This is a genomic window from Geobacillus kaustophilus (genome assembly GCF_000948285.1).
Lineage (GTDB): Bacteria > Bacillota > Bacilli > Bacillales > Anoxybacillaceae > Geobacillus > Geobacillus thermoleovorans_A.
In genome coordinates, this window is sequence record NZ_JYBP01000003.1 from 130,895 (window position 1) to 150,482 (window position 19,588).

Here is a 19,588-nt window from a genome sequence, read left to right on the forward strand (position 1 = left end):
ATTTGCCATGAAAGAGATCAAGGAAATCACGCCGGCTGAAGTGAAAGAAAAACTCGAGCGCGGCGAAAAGCTGAACATCGTCGATGTGCGCGAAGACGAGGAAGTCGCCCTCGGCATGATCCCTGGCGCCAAACATATCAAAATGGGCGACATCCCCGATCGGCTTGCAGAATTCGACCGCAATGAAGAATACATTTTCGTCTGCCGCTCCGGGCGGCGGAGCGAAAACGTCTGCCGCTACTTGCAGGAGCTCGGCTACCGCGTCCGCAACATGACGGGCGGCATGCTCGAGTGGGAAGGGGAAACAACGCCGAAACGATAAGTGCTTCCGGCTGGAAGGGCAGGGCGGCGGGCCATCATCCAAGTAATCCCGTTCCGTCGCGACCAAAACGGCGGAAAGTGTCAGCGAATGGGAAATCGATCCATCCAAACAGCCCCGTTCGGTCAAGAGGCAGAGGAATGGCTGGCTGCCGCCGGCCTTTTCATGCGTCGGCGGCTTGCGCTCCCCGGGTCCGCTTGCGGGGGGAGGAGCGAAAAAGCGTCCCAGCTTTTTGGGGCGCTTTTTCTATTTTGTTTTAGTACCAAAGTGTGATGCAAGAAAAAAAAGGAGAGGATATAATTTTCGGTAAAATCAGACATTTGTTCGAAGGAGGAGCTTCCTGTTGAAACTCGGCGACCGCTTGAAATTCGCCCGCTTGATGAAAGGCCTGACCCAAGAAGAAACGGCTGAAGGCATTATTTCGGTTTCTTATTTATCGAAAATTGAGAACAACCAAGTCATCCCGAGCCAAGAGGTGCTCGAATGGCTGTTTCGGCGGCTGGACATCCGGCCCGGCGGAAATGAAACAACGCCTTCATGGTTCGAGTGGGTGATGTCGTGGTACAGGGCGATGATGAGCCGTGATGCGCCTGCCGCGCAGGAACTGTATGAAACGGTCAAAGAACGATGCGAGCGGTCCGGAGATGCCGAAGCCATGATTTATTTTCAGCTGATGCGAATCCGGTATTGGCTGCTTCTTGGTGACAAAAAGGGGGCGGAAACGGCGGCGCAAAGCGTGCGGGACTGGTATGGGGCGTTGAGTGATGACATGCGCTACTATTATTGGAAATTTTTTGGTCTTTTATATTATTGCCAAGAAAAGTACGATGACGCCTTGCATTGTTATCAAAAGGCAGAACAGCTGCTGAAGGGAGAATGGAAAATGAGCGGGGAGGAGGCCGATTTGGCTTACTTGTCGGCCCTTGCTTCCAGCCGTCTGTGGAAATGGTTCCAATGCCTTCATTACGCCGAACGGGCCCTGGCGCTCAGCCAGGCGGAATACGACTTGCGAAGGAGCGCCGAATGCCATGTGCTGTTGGCGATTTGCTACCGGCGCTGCGGGGAGATCGACAAAGCAGTCGAACATTGCCTGGCGGCGCAAAAAGCGGCGGGTATGGCGAATGATCGGCGCCTTCTTGGCATTGTCGAGCACAATCTCGGCCACTTGAAGGGGATGAAACGCCAATACCGCGAGGCGGTGCAACATTACGAGAACAGTTTGATCTATAAAGAGGACGCCCCGTTGGATGCGCGGCTCATTACGCTTTTGTCGCTCGTGCGCATGCATTGTGAGGCCAAGCATTATCGCAAAGCGTGGATGATCGTCGAAGAAGGGTGGAAACAGCTCGAACAAGCCCCTAACGGAGCGGTGGAGCATTATGAGTATTATTTGCATTTTTCCATTTACCGGCTGCTTTTGAGCGAAGAAGACGAACCGTTGGAGCGGCTGCTCAAACAGGAGGCGATTCCATACTTCCAGAAAAAGAAGGAATATGACGACGCTTCTTTGTACGCCGAATATTTGGCCGATTGTTATATGCGGAGGCGCCAGCACAAGCTGGCGGCCCAATATTACCAGTTAAGCTGCGCTCTCTTGCGGAAGAAAACCGGCGTTTGAAAGGAGGTGAAGCTAGGTGAAAAAGCGGGTCATTGTGATCGTCGCTCTCGCCGTCCTTGGTCTCGCTTCAGCCTTTGGCCAAGGCATCGGGGTGAAAGAAGCGGCTAAAGACGAACATCCGCCGCCGACGGTGATTGCTCGATAAAAGGAGCGTCGGATAAGGCGGCCTTATCGCTCTTTTTCTCTTCTTCAAACTGATTCGTCCCCTGCTTTCGTGACGATAGGCGAAAGCGGGGGGCGGTTTTTTGTTTCGGATGCTTGGATGGCGGAAAGTTGCTGTTTATCGATTATCTTAATGATTATGTTTTGCTCTGGATGTTTTGTCACAGGCGGAAAGCCGCAAAGAGAGAAAAAAGGAAAACCGGTTGCCTGATCAGGCCGTATTCCGCCCGATCATTTTCCCAATACCGAATCAAAATATATTGTAATAAAATTTTTATTAGAATAAATAATTTGAAAGTACAAGAAAGGGGTAAAGGGAATGAACAGACGGGCGATGCTTGGTGCGATTGGGTTGGCGTTTGGATTGATGGCTTGGCCGCTCGGCGCTTCGGCGAAGGAAAGATCAATGGTGTGGAACGAACAGTGGAAGACGCCATCGTTCGTTTCTGGTTCGCTGTTGACAGGCGAGGATGCTCCGGAAGAATTGGTTTACCGTTATCTTGATCAAGAGAAGAATACATTCCGACTTGGTGGACAAGCCCGCGAACGGCTGGGCTTGATTGGCAAACAAATGGATGAACTCGGCCATACGGTCATGCGTTTTGAACAGCGCTATCACGGCATCCCCGTGTATGGCGCCGTGCTCGTTGCCCATGTCAACGATGGCGAATTGTCCTCTTTGTCGGGTACGCTCATTCCGGATTTGGACAAGCGAGGGGTGAAAAAAGAAAAAACGATTGCCGTTCAAGAAGCGGAAGCCATCGCAGAACAAGATGTGATCGAGACGATCACGAAAGAACGCCCGAAGAAGGAAGACGGGAAACCGACGCGGCTGATCATTTATCCGAGCGGAGAGGAGGCGCGCCTTGCTTATGAGGTCAATGTCCGCTTTTTAACCCCTGTTCCGGGCAATTGGATGTATATCATCGATGCGGGAAGCGGCGCTGTATTGAATAAATGGAATCAAATGGATGCGGCCAAGCCGGGAACCGGTCCGACAATCGCCGGCACGTCGACCGTCGGCGTCGGCCGCGGTGTGTTGGGCGATCAAAAATATATTAACACCACCTACTCTTCATATTACGGCTATTACTATTTGCAGGACAACACGCGCGGCAGCGGCATTTTTACGTACGATGGACGCAACCGCACGACGCTGCCTGGCAGCCTGTGGGCTGACATTGACAACCAATTTTTCGCCAGCTATGACGCGGCGGCTGTGGACGCCCATTATTACGCCGGCGTCGTGTATGACTACTACAAAAATGTGCACGGCCGGCTGAGCTATGACGGCAGCAACGCCGCCATCCGTTCGACCGTCCATTACGGACGCGGCTACAACAACGCGTTTTGGAACGGTTCGCAAATGGTGTACGGCGATGGAGACGGCCAGACGTTTTTGCCGTTTTCCGGAGGCATTGATGTCGTCGCTCATGAGTTGACCCACGCCGTGACCGATTATACCGCCGGGCTTGTTTACCAAAATGAATCCGGCGCCATCAATGAAGCGATGTCCGACATTTTCGGCACGCTCGTGGAGTTTTACGCCAACCGCAATCCGGACTGGGAGATCGGCGAAGACATTTACACGCCGGGCATTGCCGGCGATGCGCTCCGCTCGATGTCCGATCCAGCGAAATACGGCGATCCGGATCATTACTCGAAACGATACATCGGCACACAAGATAACGGCGGCGTCCATACGAACAGCGGCATCATCAATAAAGCGGCGTATTTGCTCAGCCAAGGGGGCGTCCATTACGGAGTAAGCGTCACCGGCATCGGCCGCGACAAAATGGGGAAAATTTTCTACCGGGCACTCGTCTACTATTTGACGCCGACCTCCAACTTCAGCCAGCTGCGCGCCGCCTGCGTGCAAGCGGCTGCTGACTTGTACGGGTCGGCGAGCCAAGAAGTGAATTCGGTGAAACAGGCGTTCAATGCCGTAGGAGTTTATTAAGACGAACGGTTCATCCCTTCCGTTCTTTCCAACACGCGCCCTGTTGTTTGGGGCGCGCGTTGCTTTTTGCAGAGCAGGATTTTCCCTAAACGTGTGGAAAAAAAGAAAACGGGGGGATGGCGATGTACAAAGTGAAAGTGTTTGATAAAGAGCATGAAAAAGATTTGGAAGCGGCAGTCAACGACTTTTTAGCCCGCCTAAAAGACGGACAATTGATCGATGTCAAATACAGCGTCGCGGCGATGGAATCGGAAGGCGAGCAAATTTACTGTTTTTCCGCCATGGTCATTTACCGGACTTGACACTCTACACGGCTCGAGATCGTGGGATTCTTTGGGCGGTTTTCGTGCTGATCCCCCAAAAGGGGCGACGCTTTTTTCGTTGCGGCATTTCAATGTCAGGCGGCGAAATTTTGCGATCGCCCGCCTTGAAGACGGGCGTTGTCGGAATGTCAGCGGACGCCCCGGAGCACCCGAGGGGCATGGGGACGGCTGTCAATTCGTTGCTGTCTGCCCCGCGGGGCCGCTGATCCTGCTTTTTTCCGTCAATGCATAGCGGGCGGCATTGACGCCGGCGAGCCGCCCGGTGACAAGGGCGGCGGTGATGTTGTAGCCGCCCGTGTAGCCGTGAATGTCCAAAATTTCCCCGCAAAAGTAAAGGCCGGCCATGCATTTGGAGGCCATTGTTTTCGGCTCAATTTCTTTGACCGACACGCCGCCGCCGGTGACGAATGCTTTCTCAAGCGGCAGCGTGCCGTGGACGGAAAAGGTGAACTGTTTGCACTGCCGGACAAACGCCCGGAGCGCCTCATGGCCGACCGTGCCCGCAGAGGCGTGCGGGTCGATGCCGGCCCGTTCGAGCAAAAAGGCCGCGTACCGCTCGGGAAGCACCGTTTTGGCGATCGTTTTCATCGCCTTTTTCCGCTCCTCTTTGCACAGCTTGGCGAAATGTTGAAACAGCTCTTCCTGCGTCACGTCCGGAAGCGCGTCGATGCTCATTTCGACCGCGCCGTCCGCCGCTTTTTTCAACGCCTTAACGACAAACTGGCTGCAGCGGAGAGCAGCTGGGCCGGAAATGCCGAAGTGCGTAAACAGCATATCCATCCGGTGGGTGATGATCGGCTTGCCATTCGGCTTTAAGACGCTTAACGCGGCGCCGCGCAGCGACAAGCCTTGCAGCGTCCGCTCTTTGATGAACGGCTCATGCGAGACGATCGGCACTTCGGTCGGAAACAATTCGGTCACCGTGTGACCCGCTTTTTCCGCCCACGGATAGCCGTCGCCCGTTGAGCCGGTTTGCGGCACCGATTTGCCGCCGACGGCGACGACAACCGCACGGGCGTGGATCGTCTCCCCGCTTTTCAGCGTGACGCCGACCGCTTTCCCTTGTTCATACAACACGTCCGCCACCGGCGATTCAAGCCGAACATCGACGCCGAGGCGGCCGAGCTCGCGAACAAGCGCGTCGACGACCGACTGGGCGCTGTCGCTTTTGGGAAACATGCGGCCGTGGTCTTCCTCCTTGAGCGGCACACCGAGCCGCTCAAAAAAGCGAATGATGTCTTCATTGCTAAATACGGAAAAGGCGCTGTATAAAAAGCGGCCGTTGCCGGGAATATGGCGGACAATTTCATCCACCGGCAGCCGATTCGTCACGTTGCAGCGTCCGCCGCCGGAGATGGCGAGCTTGCGCCCGAGCTTCGTTCCTTTTTCCAACAAGAGCACCTTCGCCCCTTCTTCGCCAGCGCCGATGGCCGCCATGAGCCCGGACGGACCGCCGCCGATGATGATGACGTCATACCCCATGTTCATTCCACCCTTTCTTTCTGCGCGTGGACGATATTTTTCGTTCCATTGACAACTATGGTAAAATAAATACGCTGTCATTTTCAACGTCCATGGCTAGGGAAGGGGTCATATGTCAACATCGAAACTGCTGCGCGGCACGTTTATTTTAACGGCTGGCGTGATGATTTCCCGTCTTCTTGGCTTGTTTTACGTCATCCCGTTTTACCATCTTGTCGGCGAGCGCGGCGGGGCGCTGTACGGATACGGCTATGTGCCGTACCAAATTTTTTTGAGCTTGGCGACCGGCGGGCTGCCGGTGGCGGTGTCAAAGTTTGTGTCGAAATACAACGCGCTTGGGGAATACGGCGTCGGCTATCGGCTCTTTCGCTCCGGCCTTGTCTTGATGATCGCAAGCGGCATCGCCTCATGGCTCATTTTGTATGCCTTGGCTCCCGTCTTGGCGCCGCACGTCATCGACGCGAAAACGAACGTCAACTCGGTCGACGACGTCACGGCCGTCATCCGCGCGGTCAGCTTTGCGCTCCTCATCGTGCCGGTGATGAGCTTGATCCGCGGATTTTTCCAAGGACATGAGTCGATGGGCCCGACGGCGCTGTCGCAAGTCGTCGAACAAATCGCGCGCATCGCTTTTTTGCTTGGGGCGTGCTACGTCATTTTGCGCATCATGAACGGTTCTGTTGTCTCCGCTGTGAGCGCGGCGACGTTTGCGGCGTTTGTCGGGGCGGCGGCGGGGCTTTTGGTGCTCCTTGTCTACTGGTGGAAGCGGCGTCCGCATCTGCAGTCGCTGCTTGCGCGCGACCGCGGCGAAGCGGACGTGTCGCTTTGGGCGATGTATAAAGAGCTGCTTCTTTCTTCGATCCCGTTTGTTTTTGTCGGCTTGTCAATGTCGCTTTATCAGCTTGTCGATCAGTTTACGTTCAACCATGCGATGGCGGCGGCGGGCCTCGGGCACATCTCGGAGCACGCGTATTCCGTGTTCAACATGTGGGCGCAAAAGCTCGTCATCATACCAGTGACGCTTGCGACCTCGTTCAGCTTGGCGCTCATCCCGACGATTACGAAAGCGTATGTCGCGCAAGACCGGAAAGCGCTGCGGCAATATTTGAACCAGACGTTTCAAGTGCTCATGTTTTTAACGCTCCCGGCCGTCATCGGCATGGCGGTGCTGGCCGGGCCGGTGTACAGCTCGTTTTACAGCTATGATCCGCTTGGTGAACAAGTGTTGCGCTGGTATGCGCCGGCGGCGATTTTGTATGCGTTGTTTTCTGTGACGGCGGCGATCATGCAAGGCATCAACGAGCAGCGGTTTACGGTCGTCAGTTTGACCGCCGGCTTGCTTGTGAAGCTTTTGCTCAACACGCCGCTCATTATGAAATGGTCGGCCATCGGGGCCATTGTTGCCACGATGGCGGGCTATTTCGTCTCGGTGGCGTTCAACTTATGGGTCATTCAGCGCCGCACGCGCTACCGCTATCGGTTTGTCGCCCGCCGGACGGCGTTTATGGCCATCTTGACGGCGGCGATGTCAGCGGCGGTTATGGGGGTCGAGGCTCTGACGGCCCGATGGATCGATTACCGCGCCGGCACCGCTGAATCGGTGGGCGCTGTTTCCATCGGCGCAGCGGTCGGGGCAGCCGTCTACTTGTTTCTCAGCATCTGCTCCGGGTTGTTTTCGGCGCTGTTTGGCGACCGGTTTGCGTTTTGGCGCCGGAAAGAGAAAAAGGCGGTATCGTAGACGAGGATAGCATGGGGGATCGGCTGTTGACCGGATGGCTGTTTCCTAGAAGCGGCTCGTTTAGGCCGGAACCCGGCGGACGGCGCTTCTTGCGAACGTCGCGGCGCCTGAGCGAAAGGGTTCGACGATGGCTGTTTTTCGCCATCCCCCATGCCGTTTGGCTTGCGGCAAAAAAAGAAGAAGGCGGTCGTCCCCGCCTTCTTTCTCCATTTCGCTTACGACAGGCCGAGCCGGCGTTCGATGCGGTCGAGGCGGCTTTCCACCCGGTCGAGCCGGCGGTCGAGCCGCTCGACAGCCCGCTCAAGCCGTTCGATGCGCCGCGCCCAGTTGGCGAATGGCCCTCCTGGGTATCCGGGCCAAAATTGGCCGGCTGGCGGCTGTTGACGGTAATCATCCAACGTTGGGATAGAATAGTAGTATTCATTCATCGGCAAATCCCCCTTCTTCATGTTTCCTTCATAGTGTATGGGGGGAAGGTGGAAGCGGACTAGATGAACGCCTAATGAAGGCCAATATTTTTAGGAGGGAGATTGGTGGAGCTGCGCATTGACAAGTTGCTCGCCCATATGGGATATGGGACGAGGAAGGAAGTGAAAAAGCTGCTCAAGTCCGGAGCGGTGAAAGTGGACGGCGCGCTGGTCCGTGATGCGAAAACGAAAGTGCGGCCGGATGAGCAAATCGTGACCGTTTGGGGGGAAACGGTCGAGTACAAGCCGTTCATTTACTTGATGATGAATAAACCGCCGGGAGTGGTTTCGGCGACGGAAGATGCCGTGGAAGAGACGGTCGTCGATTTGCTTGAAGAAGAAGACCGGTCATTTTCCCCGTTTCCGGTCGGGCGGCTTGACAAAGATACGGAAGGGCTGCTGCTCTTGACGAATGACGGCCAGCTCGCCCACCAGCTGTTGTCGCCGAAAAAACACGTGCCGAAAACGTATTTTGCCGTCGTGGACGGGGAAGTGACGGAAGCGGATGTCGCGGCGTTTCAGCGCGGCGTCGTCCTTGATGACGGCTATGAAACAAAGCCGGCCAAGCTCGTTGTGTTGAAATCTGGCCTTCGTTCCGATGTCGAGGTGACGATCACCGAAGGGAAGTTCCATCAAGTGAAGCGGATGTTTCAAGCGGTCGGCAAGCGGGTCGTCTATTTAAAACGAATTCAAATGGGGCCGCTCGCCCTTGACCCGGATTTGGCCGTCGGCGAGTATCGGGAATTGACGGATGAAGAGGTGGACATGTTGAAGCAATACCGGCCGGAGACGGACGAAAAAAAAGGAACCTAAGTCGGTTCCTTTTTTTATGGAAAAGTGATCAATCGTCGATTTTGAGAAAAAGCTGTCTCGCGTCCATCTCTCATCTTGCCTACCCTATTGGCACCGGGTTTACGAAGAGATGCGCACTTTTTTGTTTGTGGTCGTCCATTTGCCCTTGCTTGGGCTGCGAACGAGATCGTTGTACATAAGCACGTTTAAGTCGCGCTGGATCGTTCGTGGGGTGGTGCCGAACTCATCAACAAGCTCTTGGGTCGTAACCGTTCCTTTTTCACTAATGTACATGTACACGGATTTGATGCGGGTAAGCATCCGATGTGTTGAAGGTTTCAAAAGACCACTCCCTATCTTAGCATCATTCGCATGGCACAACCGACCGCTAGCAGATGAGAGATGTCTTTGTCTGTTTACTACCATTGTACACGAAATGGGAGGGAAAATGCTACCCGGTTGCTTCTATTCACGAAAAATTTCAACATTTTGTCGTGGAACGGAAAACGATTTGCAACGAATGAAACATTTTGACTTCCTGTTTTTGATATGATACGTTGGCAACAAAGAGTGTTGAATAAGGAAAGGAAGAATGGCGTTGAACATCGACTGGATGAAAGAAGCAAAGAAGCGGAAAGACGATTTGATCCGCGACGTGCAAGCGCTTGTCCGCATTCCGAGCGTCCGCGATGATGAGCAGGCGCAGCCGGGGGCGCCGTTTGGGCCCAAGGTGGCCGAGGCGCTTGAGCATATGCTTCGCCGCGGCCGGGAGGAAGGGTTTCGCGTCAAAAATGTGGACGGGTTTGCTGGGCATATCGAAATGGGGCATGGGGAGAAACTTGTCGGTGTGCTCGGCCATATCGACGTCGTGCCGCCCGGGGACGGCTGGACGATGGATCCGTTTGCCGCTGATGTGCGCAATGGCCGCCTTTACGGGCGCGGTGCGATCGATGACAAAGGGCCGACGATGGCCGCGTTTTACGCGATGAAAATCATCCGTGACCTCGGGCTGCCGATCGGCAAGCGGGTGCGGCTCATCATCGGGGGCGATGAGGAGAGCGATTGGCGGTGTGTAGAGCACTATTTTCGCCATGAAGAAATGCCGGATGTCGGATTTGCGCCCGATGCTGATTTTCCGATCATTCATGCGGAAAAAGGGATCATTGACGCCGATTTGTCGTACCGCCCGCCGGGGCAAGAGGAAGCTGAAGGGTTCGCGCTTGCCTCATTCCAAGCCGGGCGCCGCTACAATATGGTGCCGGATGCGGCCGAAGCGGTGGTGGAAGGAGCGGGGCGGACGGAGGAGCTGCTTGGCCTCTATGAACAGTTTTGCCGGGAGCGCGGCGTAAAGGGGAGCATCAGGCAAAGCGAAGGGGCCGTCGTCTTTCAATTGGAAGGGGTGTCCGCTCATGGCGCCGAGCCTGAGCGGGGCAAAAACGCTGGCGTCTATTTGGCGCAGTTTTTGGCGTCTCTTCCGCTCGATGGCCAAAGCCGACCGTTCGTACAATTTCTCGCTTCTTCGTTTTCTGACACCCGCGGTCAGGAGCTTGGATTTGCATATCGCGACGAACAAAGCGGCGACCTGACCGTCAACGTCGGGGTGCTGTCGTATAACCGGCGGCATGGCGGAACGATTGGGCTGAACATCCGCTATCCGGTGACGGCTGACGGCGACGCGATCCGCCGGACGCTCGCAGGCGCCGCGGCTGAACATGGATTCGCGCTCACCCGGTTCAGCGATACGAAGCCTCATTATATCGACCCGAACCACGAGCTTGTCCGCACGCTTCAGCGCGTCTACGAAGAGCAGACAGGCGAGCCGGCCCGGCTGTTGGCCATCGGCGGCGGCACGTACGCCCGCGCCTTGACCGCCGGGGTGGCGTTTGGCGCGCTGTTCCCCGGCCGCCCGGATGTCGCCCATCAAAAAGATGAGTACATCGAGATCGACGATTTGGTGAAAGCAACGGCCATTTACGCGCAAGCGATTTATGAGCTGGCTAAATAAACAGCCCGCCGCTTGGCGAAGACAAACGAACGAAAAGGCGCCGAGCGGCGGGCGGCGCTTTAGAAACGAAAGGGGAGGACGGGATGGAAGCGGCTTTAAAACGGGAAGCATCGGTACGAAAAACGGTGTTTCCGCTCTTTTATTTTTTGATTTTTTTCGCGTTTGGCTCCTTGTTTCCGCTCTTATCCGTCTATTTGCAAGAGGAGGCGCGCCTGCCGGGAGCAGCGATCGGCTGGATCATGTCGATCACTCCGATTGTGACGATGGCCGCCCAGCCGCTTTGGGGCATGGCGACGGATTATACACGCAAACCGGTCGGGCTGTTGACGATGGCGCTCGTGTTGACAGCGCTGTTTGGGTTTCTTTATTCGCTGGCCGGAAGCTACCGGATGTTCGTCGTTTTGACCGTGCTGCTTTCGGCGGTGCAAAGCGCCATCGTTCCGCTCTCCGACAGCATCGCCCTTCATCAAGTGCGCGACCATGGCGGAAACTACGGAGCGATCCGTCTTTGGGGGTCGCTTGGCTTTGCTGCGGCGGTGTTGGTTGTCGGCTGGCTGTCCGACCATCTTGCCTTTGCGGTCATTTTTTACGTGTTTTCGTTCATGTTGCTTTCAGCCGCGGCGTTGGCTTCCCGTCTGCCGCGCAGCCGCGCGGCGGGGCCGGCGGGTGGGTTGACGTGGTCTGACATCCGAGGGCTGCTTTCCGTTCGCCCGTTTTGCCTGCTGCTTGTGGCGTCCTTTTTGCTGTTTGGTCCGATTTATGCCAACAATTCGTATTTCGGGCTGTTGATCCACGAGCTCGGCGGCACGCTGACCGGCATCGGCTTCGCCTTTTGGCTGGCTGCTGGAAGCGAAGCGCCGTTTATGAAAACGGCCGACCGGCTCATCTGTCGGTTCGGCATGACGCGCCTGCTCGTGTTGGCGGCGCTCGTGTCGGCCGCCCGCTGGTGGTCGTATGTCGCCGATCCGCCGCTTTGGTTTGTCTATATGACAGCGATCGTTCAAGGATGTTCGGTCGGGCTGGCCATTCCAACCGCCTTGCAGTATGTGCGCCGCTTGGCGCCCGAGCGGGTGCAGGCGACGGCCGTCGCCCTTTACTCGGCGGCGAGCAGCGGACTTGGCGCGTGGTTTTGCACGTTGGTGGGCGGATATTTGTTTGAGCGTTGGCAGATCGGTGCTGTCTACGTGTTTTTTGGCGCTTGCGCCATCGTCGGAGTGTTCGTGCTCATTTGGTTAGGGAAATTGGAAAAAAACGACCAAATCGGCAGGTGAGAAAGGATGAAACGGAATCATTATTTCATCGCCGTTCCGCTGACAGCCGAAGCGAAACAAGCCATCGCCCGTTTTTCGAGCAATGCAGCGCCGTCTCTGCCGTTTCGCACATGGGTGCATGAAGAGGATTATCATATCACCCTCGCGTTTTTAGGCGATGTGCCGCCGGAAAAAATGACGCCGCTGTGCGAAGCGATGGCCGCCACTGCCGCCCGCTGCGCCCCGTTTCCCCTCGTGCTTGCCGGTCTTGGGACGTTCGGGGAGCGGACAGCGCCGCGCATTTTTTGGCAAGGAGTCGAAATGGAAGAGCGGCTGCATGCGCTGCGGCGCGACGTGTATGAAGCGTGCATTAAGCTTGGGTTTTCCTTGGACCGGCGGCCGTTTGCCCCGCATATTACGATCGCCCGCAAATGGCAAGGAGCCGAACCGTTTCACCCGGATCGCCTCCGTTCGCTTGCCGCGGCCAAGGCGGTGTTTTCGGTGCCGGAGATCGTGCTGTATCGGACGAATATGGAACGGACGCCGAAGTACGAAGCGATCGCCGTGTTCCCGTTGCTTGGCGCGCCGATGAATGACCGGAAATAGCAGGTGAAACAATGGGTCAGCTCGTTAAGCTTACGGACTGCATTTCCCGTTATGAAACGGACGTGTACTATTATGTACCGGAATTCATCCGGCTGAAGCAACGGCAATGGGAACAGGCAAAAGCGCGGTGGCAAGCCGAACGGACGGCTGAGGCCAGCGGATGGCTTGAAACGGGCGAGGCGTGGGATGTTTGGCTTGACAAACCGTCATGGTGGGAGCGGCTGACGAAACGATGGCGCCGCCGTGCCGCGCTTACGGAAGAAGAGACGTTTTCTCTTGCGCCGATGGCCCGTCCGGCGGCTACTCTGGAGGAATTGAAACAGCAGTTTTTGGATGAGTTGTTCGAGTTGCAGCTGAAATGGGCGAGTTCGACGATGATGTACGTTTCCTCTTTCGATGAGAACGTGTATAGCGATGAGACGTTGAAATATTTTTTGCAGCGGTTTCCGGATACGCATTTATGCTTTTACCGGCCGGTCGCGATGGTCGGCAAGGCGCCGGTGGAGCTGGAGACGATGATGTTGACGCCATCTGCGCTCTGGTGCATTGCCTTCGTCGAAGGAAGTCCGGACAACATCGTCATGGCGTCAACCGACCGGTTTTGGGTGGAACGGGCCGGAACGAACGAAACGAGGCTGGTCAACCCAGTCGTGTCGCTGCGGCGGACGGAACAGATCGTTTCGGAGATTTTTCGCAAGCATGGGCTCGATTGGCCGATCCATCTCGTGCTGTTAAACCGCTCCGGCTACATTGACAGCGGCGGCCTTTTTCCGTTTATCCGCTATATTGATAAGCGAAATTATGACGAGTGGTTTTCCCGCCTGCGCCGCTCAGCTCTCCCGCTTCGGCACGGGCAGCTGAAAGCGGCTGAGGCGCTGCTTCGCCATTGCGCCAGCTTTTACGACCGCCGCAATGACGGGAATATGAGCGGCGAGGAAGGGCAACAATAGAAACATCTGTGCATCGATAGGGCGACCGGCCGATGATTTGGCACCGCCCTTTTTCTTTTACGTATGATAGTACTGACGGGAGGCAAAAAAGGGGGGTGAACGAACATGCTTCACATCAGCCGAACGTTTGCCGCCTATTTGGACGAGATGAACCAAATCGCTGTGCTTGCGCCGAAATCGCTCCCCCTTGATGGGATGGCGCTGTTTACGCTTGTGGCACCGAGCGGCGAGGAGATTCCGCTTTCCGTGCAGCAAGTCGAGGATTTAGGGGAGACGGTGAAATATGTGTGCCGGTTTGCATCCGTGTTCGAGTTTGGGGCGACGTATTGGGTGCGCTCCCTCTCCGGGGACGAAACCGATGTTCAAATCGGCGCCGTTGTGCGCACCCCGGCGTTTGATGATCAGTTTTTCTATGATGGGCCGTTAGGGGTCGATTATTCGAAAGAGAAGACGATCTTTCGCGTTTGGGCGCCGACCGCCGCCGCGGTCAACGTCAAACTTGTTTCCGCAGACAGCAGTGGAATCCGCTGCGTACCGCTTGAGCGTGGGGAGCGCGGCGTATGGTCAGCGGCCGTCCCTGGCGATTGGGAGCGGGCGCGTTACACGTATATCGCTTGCATCAACCGCGTATGGCGCGAGGCGGTGGACCCGTATGCGACCGCCGTTTCGATCAATGGCGAGTTCGGCGTCGTGATCGACTGGGAGAAAACGAAGCTGGCGCCGCCCTCTTCGCCGCTTCCGCCGCTCTGTTCGCCGACGGATGCCATCATTTATGAGCTGAGCATCCGCGACTTTACAAGCCATCCGGACAGCGGCGCCGTCCATAAAGGAAAGTATCTCGGATTGGCCGAAAAGGATACGCGCGGGCCGAACGGGACGGCCACCGGGCTTTCGTATTTAAAAGAATTGGGCGTCACCCATGTGCAGCTCATGCCGTTTATGGACTTTGCTGGCGTCGATGAGCGCGACCCGCAAGCGGCATACAACTGGGGATACAATCCCCTTCACCTATATGCGCCGGAAGGGAGTTATGCGACCGATCCAGCGGATCCATACGCACGCATTGTGGAATTGAAGCAGGCGATCCGCACGTTGCATGAAAACGGATTGCGTGTTGTGATGGATGCGGTCTACAACCATGTCTACGACCGGGAGCAATCGCCGCTTGAGAAGCTCGTTCCCGGCTATTACTTCCGCTGCGACGCCTATGGCCAGCCGGCCAACGGCACCGGCGTCGGCAACGACATCGCTTCGGAGCGGCGGATGGCGCGCCGCTGGATCGTCGATTCGGTTGTGTTTTGGGCGAAAGAATACGGCATTGACGGGTTCCGCTTTGATTTGATGGGCGTGCACGATATCGAGACGATGAAGGCGGTGCGCGATGCCCTCGACGCCATCGATCCGTCGATCCTTGTGTATGGGGAAGGTTGGGATTTGCCGACGCCGCTTCCTTCGGAACAAAAGGCGACGATGGCCAACGCCAAGCAGCTACCGCGCTTGGCTTATTTCAATGACCGGTTTCGCGATGCGGTGAAAGGGAGCACCTTTCATTTGCTCGATCGGGGGTTCGCCCTCGGCAACACAGGCGGGCGAGAACAGGTGAAGCTCGCCATTGCCGGGAGCTTGCGGGCGCTCGGCGGGCTGTTTTGCCATCCGCGTCAGTCGATCAATTACGTCGAATGCCATGACAACCATACGTTTTGGGATAAGATGGAGGCGGCCAACAATGATGAGCCGGAATGGCTCCGGCGGAAGCGGCAAAAACTGGCGACGGCGATCGTTCTGTTGGCGCAAGGCATTCCGTTTTTGCACAGCGGCCAAGAGTTTTATCGGACGAAAGGCGGCGATGGGAACAGCTATCGGTCGCCGGATGCGGTCAATCAGCTCGATTGGGGGCGGAAAAGCCGCTATGAAGACGACGTTCGCTACGTTCAAGGATTGATCGCCCTCCGCCGCGCGCATGGCGCATTTCGCCTCGCGACGGAAGCGGAAGTGCTGCGCCACTTGACGTTTCTTGAGCCGCTTCCGCCGTCGGTCATCGCCTACCGATTGCATGATGTCTCCGCATATGGGCCATGGGATGAGATCATCGTCATTCATCATAATGAAGAAAAACAAGAGGACATCCACCTTCCAGACGAACGGGAATGGGACATCGTATGCGACGGGCAGCGGAGCGGAACGGCGCCGTTTCACCGAGTGAGCGGCAGGCTTGAGCTTGACGGCATCGGCACATGGGTGCTCGTCCAGCCTGCGGGGTAATCGCTCAGACAGCATGCCGGAATCGTCTCAAGGCTTGCAGAGGAGCGGTGGTTATCGCTCTGATGAAACATGCCGCCGTTGAAACGAAACGGGAAAGGGCGGCCGACCGGAGTGGGAGCCGCGGGGCGCTTCCGCTTTGGCAGTTTTAAGCAAGGCGTTTGCTGAGAAAAATGTTTGCATGCCCAAGCGGTATTTCAGTATAATACAAGTAAAATGGACGGGGGAAGGACGCGGCCTGGCCGTCCTTTTTATTTGGGCACGAGAAGCAAACGGAGACGTTTCTATTTTTAAGTCGCAGGTGAACACGCTTGGAACAGTTACTAGGTAAGGAGTGGGAGATCACTCCCGCTGGCGGCGCTACAGGGGATGCGTATTTTGCTGAATATGAAGGTAAGAAATTGTTTTTAAAGCGGAATTCTTCTCCGTTTCTTGCTGTATTGTCGGCCGAGGGCATCGTCCCGAAGCTTGTATGGACGAAGCGGCTCGAAAACGGCGATGTATTTACGGCCCAGCAATGGCTGAACGGCCGGGAGCTGAAGCCGTGGGAGATGGGAAGCGAGCAAGTGGCGGCGCTTTTGCGGAAAATCCATCGCTCCAAGGAGCTTGTGACGATGCTGAAGCGGCTTGGCAAATCTCCGTTGCGCGCGAAGAAGATGCTCGCTCTGCTTGCTGAGCAACAGCGGCGCCATCCGGCCGGCGGTTCTGTCGTCTGTCAGGCGCTTGACTGGCTTGAACAGCATGTTTCGTCATTGTCGGATGACGAGCACGTTGTCTGCCACTGTGACATCAATCATAACAATTGGCTGCTTGCCGACGATGGGACGTTGTACTTGATCGATTGGGACGGGGCGGTGATCGCCGATCCAGCGATCGACATCGGCATGCTGCTTCATCTGTACATTCCGCGCGCCCAGTGGAAGGCGTGGCTCGACCAGTACGGATGGGCATGGAGCGAAGAGCTTGCCCTCCGCCTAAAGTGGTATACGATCGCTCATACGCTGCACTCGTTGTTTTGGCCGAAAGGGAAGGACGGCCAAAAAGAAAAGGAGCAGTCGCTTCGGTTATTGGAACGGGTCATCACCGAGCACTGACAACGGCCTGTCCCGCTTCTGTCCAAAGGGGCGAAACGCCGGCGGTGCTCAACCGGCGGCCGTTGATGTCTCGATCATCGTCTTTGGCCGGGAAGACGTGTTGGGAGCGTGAAAGCGGGGAGGGTCAAGCCAGCTCGTTCACCCAATCGGCGAGCTGGCTTTGGTGAGCGGAAATATGAGCGTTTAAGTCAGCGCTGTATTTCCCGCCTTGGCCGTAAGCGTAAATATGAGGGAGTATTTGCTTGACTTGGCTATTCACCTCATCGTTGGCGAGCAGCGACTTGACAAGCCGTTCAATTTGTTCGCATTCGGACACCGTCCCGCAGCAATCGAGCTGATGTTCGGATAAAATGTCGCGGAGCACGGTCAATTGATGGTTGTAGTCGAGCGGCATGCTGGTCACCATCCTTTCGCAAAGCTGTACGGTTTTATCATGCCCGGATCGAGCCGGGTTTATGATTTCCAAACCGAGAAGACCCCCGCTTCCGAGTGTGAGCGTAAGCGGGAGAGCGTTCAAGCCCGGGCGTTTTTCCGTTTTTGCTTCTTCGTTGCAAGTATGGTATCGTCAAACCGACAAACGGAAACGAGGCAGAGGTGTCGATATGCGTTTGCGCAACAAACCGTGGGCGAAAGACAAAATCGCCGCCTATCCGCAATATGTCATCCCCGATCCCGAAACAAAGCGCGGGCGATGGCGCGAACTGTTTGGCAACGACCGGCCGATCCATGTTGAGATCGGGACGGGGAAAGGGAAATTTATCACCGAAATGGGGCGTCTCCATTCGGATGTTAATTTTATCGGCATCGAGCTGTACCCAAGTGTGCTGGTGTCGGCGCTTGACAAACTGATCGAAAGCGAGCTCTCGAACGTCAAGCTGTTGAACGCCAACGCGAAAGATCTCACCGCGTTTTTTGCCGACGGAGAAGTGTCGCGCATTTATTTGAACTTTTCCGACCCATGGCCGAAAAAGCGGCACGAAAAGCGGCGGCTGACGCATCGGGGCTTTTTGGCGCTCTATGACCGCATTTTGGCGGAAGACGGAGATGTCCATTTGAAAACGGACAATCAATCGTTTTTCGAATACTCGCTTGTCAGTTTGTCGCAATATGGGTTTGTGCTCGCATCGGTCCAGCTCGATTTGCATCAAAGCGGCATCACGGACAATGTCATGACGGAGTATGAAGAAAAATTTTCCGCCAAAGGAAACCGCATTTACCGCTGCGAGGCGGTGCGTCCGCCGCGGCGGTCGTCATAGGCCCGAACCGTTTCGGTCGGGTCTTTTTCTATTTCCGGTTGGTGGAGAAAATGGTACACTAGTGGAGGGGGAGATGGAAATGGAACAGTTGCGAATTGGACAAGTCACCTTGACATGGCTTCGGGGCGGCGTCACCCATCTGGACGGCGGAGCGATGTTCGGCGTTGTGCCAAAGCCGCTTTGGTCCAAGAAATATCCACCGAACGACAACAATCAAATCGAGCTGCGCACCGATCCGATTTTGGTCGAGACCGGCGGCGCAAGGCTGCTCATTGAATCCGGCATCGGAAACGGCAAGCTGACCGACAAGCAAAAGCGCAACTTCGGCGTCACGGAAGAATCGGCGCTCGATGAATCGCTCGCCGAGCTCGGGCTGACGAGGCGCGACATCGACATTGTCCTCATGACCCACTTGCATTTTGACCATGCGTGCGGATTGACCGTTTGGAAAGACGGACGGCTTGCGCCGGCGTTTCCGCGCGCCAAGGTCATCGTGTCGGATGTCGAGTGGGAGGAAATGCGAAATCCGAACATTCGCTCGCGCAATACGTATTGGAAAGAAAATTGGGAGCCGATCGCGGATCAAGTTGTTCCGTTTACGAAAGAAATCGAGGTCGTCTCCGGCATTCGCTTGATACATACCGGCGGGCATAGCGCCGGGCATGCGATCGTGCTCATCGAATCAGACGGGGAGATGGCCATTCACCTTGGCGATTTGCTTGGCACGCACGCCCATCAAAACGTCCTATGGGTGATGGCGTACGACGATTACCCGATGGATTCGATTTTTGCCAAACAGCGATGGCTCCCTTACGGCATAGAAAGAAACGCGTGGTTTACGTTTTATCACGACGCCTATTACCGGGCGGTCAAATGGCGGGAGGATGGGACGATGGCCGCCGCCGTGAAGCGGGAGCGGCCTGCGCTATAACGGCCTGATCTCGATGATGGCGCCGGTGTAGGCATTCACGAAAAACTCGTCATCTCTGTCGTGGCGGCAGACGCCGCCGCGGTACACGGTGTACGTCAGGCCGTCTTTCTCGTACCGCTCCGGGGCGGACTGAATCCAGGAACCGCGGATGGCGCGCGAACCGCCGAGCGCGGCTTTCGCCATCGCCAACGCTTTTTCCGGGGCAAGAAGCGGCGGTTTGGAAGCGGAGCGGATGGCATAGACGACGGCCGCACCGACAGCGGCGGAGACGAGCCACTGTTTCCAAGCCATGTTTCTTTCCTCCTTCTCGATTTGATACGGTTTAGTATAGCCGATTTTGGCGGAACATGTAAGAAGGGCGGAAAGAAACAGAACG

Annotated in this window: 20 protein-coding genes; 15 read left to right on the forward strand and 5 right to left on the reverse strand. The window is 56.2% G+C overall.

Going from position 1 to position 19,588, the window contains the following annotated elements; genetic code table 11:
* The first annotated feature begins 7 nt into the window (after nucleotides 1-7).
* From LG52_RS01200 to LG52_RS01220, 5 genes are all read left to right on the forward strand, one after another.
* A complete protein-coding gene (locus LG52_RS01200) occupies nucleotides 8-322 on the forward strand; it encodes a rhodanese-like domain-containing protein (protein WP_044730525.1) in 315 nt (104 codons plus the stop codon).
* Nucleotides 323-662: 340 nt separating this feature from the next.
* Nucleotides 663-1,937, forward strand: a complete 1,275-nt coding sequence (locus tag LG52_RS01210) for a helix-turn-helix domain-containing protein (RefSeq protein ID WP_044730527.1) — start codon at nucleotides 663-665, stop codon at nucleotides 1,935-1,937.
* A gap of 16 nt (nucleotides 1,938-1,953) precedes the next feature.
* The gene (locus LG52_RS20735; protein WP_256363765.1) at nucleotides 1,954-2,082 is read left to right on the forward strand and encodes a hypothetical protein; all 129 of its coding nucleotides are present in this window, start codon (nucleotides 1,954-1,956) and stop codon (nucleotides 2,080-2,082) included.
* Between the two features lie 336 nt (nucleotides 2,083-2,418).
* Complete coding sequence (locus LG52_RS01215; RefSeq protein ID WP_044730528.1) at nucleotides 2,419-4,059, forward strand: M4 family metallopeptidase; 1,641 nt, start codon at nucleotides 2,419-2,421, stop codon at nucleotides 4,057-4,059.
* A gap of 122 nt (nucleotides 4,060-4,181) precedes the next feature.
* Nucleotides 4,182-4,361 (forward strand): sporulation protein Cse60, encoded by a 180-nt coding sequence (locus LG52_RS01220; RefSeq protein WP_008880941.1) that lies wholly within the window; start codon nucleotides 4,182-4,184, stop codon nucleotides 4,359-4,361.
* Nucleotides 4,362-4,553: 192 nt separating this feature from the next.
* On the opposite strand, the gene LG52_RS01225 is transcribed toward LG52_RS01220, so the two are convergent.
* Entirely contained in the window at nucleotides 4,554-5,864 is a 1,311-nt protein-coding gene (locus LG52_RS01225; protein WP_044730529.1) for an NAD(P)/FAD-dependent oxidoreductase, read from the reverse strand.
* Between the two features lie 112 nt (nucleotides 5,865-5,976).
* Between LG52_RS01225 and LG52_RS01230 the strand changes: the two genes are divergently transcribed.
* Entirely contained in the window at nucleotides 5,977-7,602 is a 1,626-nt protein-coding gene (locus LG52_RS01230; RefSeq protein WP_044730530.1) for a putative polysaccharide biosynthesis protein, read from the forward strand.
* Between the two features lie 215 nt (nucleotides 7,603-7,817).
* Here the strand turns inward: LG52_RS01230 and LG52_RS01235 are convergent, their stop codons facing one another.
* Complete coding sequence (locus tag LG52_RS01235; protein WP_044730531.1) at nucleotides 7,818-8,030, reverse strand: hypothetical protein; 213 nt, start codon at nucleotides 8,028-8,030, stop codon at nucleotides 7,818-7,820.
* A gap of 105 nt (nucleotides 8,031-8,135) precedes the next feature.
* Here LG52_RS01235 and LG52_RS01240 point away from each other — a divergent pair, with 105 nt between their 5' ends.
* Nucleotides 8,136-8,882, forward strand: a complete 747-nt coding sequence (locus LG52_RS01240; RefSeq protein ID WP_044730532.1) for a pseudouridine synthase — start codon at nucleotides 8,136-8,138, stop codon at nucleotides 8,880-8,882.
* A 99-nt stretch (nucleotides 8,883-8,981) separates the two neighbouring features.
* On the opposite strand, the gene LG52_RS01245 is transcribed toward LG52_RS01240, so the two are convergent.
* Nucleotides 8,982-9,203, reverse strand: a complete 222-nt coding sequence (locus LG52_RS01245) for a DeoR family transcriptional regulator (RefSeq protein ID WP_008880936.1) — start codon at nucleotides 9,201-9,203, stop codon at nucleotides 8,982-8,984.
* 250 nt (nucleotides 9,204-9,453) lie between these two features.
* On the opposite strand from LG52_RS01245, the gene pepV reads away from it, so the two are divergent.
* The 6 genes from pepV (at nucleotide 9,454) to LG52_RS01275 (ending at nucleotide 17,025) form a co-directional block, all read left to right on the forward strand.
* Nucleotides 9,454-10,866, forward strand: coding sequence for a dipeptidase PepV (gene pepV, locus LG52_RS01250; protein WP_082056108.1), 1,413 nt, complete (start codon nucleotides 9,454-9,456; stop codon nucleotides 10,864-10,866).
* An 83-nt stretch (nucleotides 10,867-10,949) separates the two neighbouring features.
* Nucleotides 10,950-12,137: an MFS transporter gene (locus tag LG52_RS01255; protein WP_044736812.1), complete on the forward strand. Its 1,188-nt coding sequence runs from the start codon at nucleotides 10,950-10,952 to the stop codon at nucleotides 12,135-12,137.
* 6 nt (nucleotides 12,138-12,143) lie between these two features.
* On the forward strand, nucleotides 12,144-12,722 hold the full coding sequence (gene thpR, locus LG52_RS01260; protein WP_044730533.1) for an RNA 2',3'-cyclic phosphodiesterase: 579 nt from the start codon (nucleotides 12,144-12,146) through the stop codon (nucleotides 12,720-12,722).
* 11 nt (nucleotides 12,723-12,733) lie between these two features.
* The gene (locus tag LG52_RS01265; RefSeq protein ID WP_044730534.1) at nucleotides 12,734-13,672 is read left to right on the forward strand and encodes a glucanohydrolase; all 939 of its coding nucleotides are present in this window, start codon (nucleotides 12,734-12,736) and stop codon (nucleotides 13,670-13,672) included.
* Between the two features lie 105 nt (nucleotides 13,673-13,777).
* The gene (gene pulA / locus LG52_RS01270; protein ID WP_044730535.1) at nucleotides 13,778-15,934 is read left to right on the forward strand and encodes a type I pullulanase; all 2,157 of its coding nucleotides are present in this window, start codon (nucleotides 13,778-13,780) and stop codon (nucleotides 15,932-15,934) included.
* Between the two features lie 308 nt (nucleotides 15,935-16,242).
* Nucleotides 16,243-17,025 (forward strand): phosphotransferase family protein, encoded by a 783-nt coding sequence (locus LG52_RS01275; protein ID WP_044730536.1) that lies wholly within the window; start codon nucleotides 16,243-16,245, stop codon nucleotides 17,023-17,025.
* Between the two features lie 124 nt (nucleotides 17,026-17,149).
* Here the strand turns inward: LG52_RS01275 and LG52_RS01280 are convergent, their stop codons facing one another.
* Nucleotides 17,150-17,419 carry a YtzH-like family protein gene (locus LG52_RS01280; RefSeq protein WP_044730537.1) on the reverse strand — a complete coding sequence of 90 codons (270 nt, stop codon included), beginning with the start codon at nucleotides 17,417-17,419 and terminating at the stop codon, nucleotides 17,150-17,152.
* A gap of 208 nt (nucleotides 17,420-17,627) precedes the next feature.
* Between LG52_RS01280 and trmB the strand changes: the two genes are divergently transcribed.
* Both trmB and LG52_RS01290 read left to right on the forward strand, forming a co-directional pair.
* Nucleotides 17,628-18,281 (forward strand): tRNA (guanosine(46)-N7)-methyltransferase TrmB, encoded by a 654-nt coding sequence (gene trmB, locus LG52_RS01285; protein WP_044730538.1) that lies wholly within the window; start codon nucleotides 17,628-17,630, stop codon nucleotides 18,279-18,281.
* A 79-nt stretch (nucleotides 18,282-18,360) separates the two neighbouring features.
* Nucleotides 18,361-19,212, forward strand: coding sequence for a YtnP family quorum-quenching lactonase (locus tag LG52_RS01290; RefSeq protein ID WP_044730539.1), 852 nt, complete (start codon nucleotides 18,361-18,363; stop codon nucleotides 19,210-19,212).
* Here the strand turns inward: LG52_RS01290 and LG52_RS01295 are convergent.
* Nucleotides 19,207-19,503, reverse strand: a complete 297-nt coding sequence (locus LG52_RS01295) for a PepSY domain-containing protein (protein WP_044730540.1) — start codon at nucleotides 19,501-19,503, stop codon at nucleotides 19,207-19,209. The genes LG52_RS01290 and LG52_RS01295 overlap by 6 nt on opposite strands.
* Nucleotides 19,504-19,588 lie beyond the last annotated feature (85 nt).

Excerpts from the sequence above, each read along its gene's own strand:
- LG52_RS01235 (WP_044730531.1), bottom strand. The coding sequence starts at position 8,030 with ATGAATGAATACTACTATTCTATCCCAACGTTGGATGATTACCGTCAA.
- LG52_RS01255 (WP_044736812.1), top strand. The coding sequence starts at position 10,950 with ATGGAAGCGGCTTTAAAACGGGAAGCATCGGTACGAAAAACGGTGTTT.
- LG52_RS01225 (WP_044730529.1), bottom strand. The coding sequence starts at position 5,864 with ATGGGGTATGACGTCATCATCATCGGCGGCGGTCCGTCCGGGCTCATG.
- pulA (WP_044730535.1), top strand. The coding sequence starts at position 13,778 with ATGCTTCACATCAGCCGAACGTTTGCCGCCTATTTGGACGAGATGAAC.
- LG52_RS01290 (WP_044730539.1), top strand. The coding sequence starts at position 18,361 with ATGGAACAGTTGCGAATTGGACAAGTCACCTTGACATGGCTTCGGGGC.
- trmB (WP_044730538.1), top strand. The coding sequence starts at position 17,628 with ATGCGTTTGCGCAACAAACCGTGGGCGAAAGACAAAATCGCCGCCTAT.
- LG52_RS01220 (WP_008880941.1), top strand. The coding sequence starts at position 4,182 with ATGTACAAAGTGAAAGTGTTTGATAAAGAGCATGAAAAAGATTTGGAA.
- LG52_RS01280 (WP_044730537.1), bottom strand. The coding sequence starts at position 17,419 with ATGCCGCTCGACTACAACCATCAATTGACCGTGCTCCGCGACATTTTA.
- LG52_RS01230 (WP_044730530.1), top strand. The coding sequence starts at position 5,977 with ATGTCAACATCGAAACTGCTGCGCGGCACGTTTATTTTAACGGCTGGC.
- pepV (WP_082056108.1), top strand. The coding sequence starts at position 9,454 with ATGGCGTTGAACATCGACTGGATGAAAGAAGCAAAGAAGCGGAAAGAC.
- LG52_RS01215 (WP_044730528.1), top strand. The coding sequence starts at position 2,419 with ATGAACAGACGGGCGATGCTTGGTGCGATTGGGTTGGCGTTTGGATTG.
- LG52_RS01200 (WP_044730525.1), top strand. The coding sequence starts at position 8 with ATGAAAGAGATCAAGGAAATCACGCCGGCTGAAGTGAAAGAAAAACTC.
- LG52_RS01295 (WP_044730540.1), bottom strand. The coding sequence starts at position 19,503 with ATGGCTTGGAAACAGTGGCTCGTCTCCGCCGCTGTCGGTGCGGCCGTC.
- thpR (WP_044730533.1), top strand. The coding sequence starts at position 12,144 with ATGAAACGGAATCATTATTTCATCGCCGTTCCGCTGACAGCCGAAGCG.
- LG52_RS01265 (WP_044730534.1), top strand. The coding sequence starts at position 12,734 with ATGGGTCAGCTCGTTAAGCTTACGGACTGCATTTCCCGTTATGAAACG.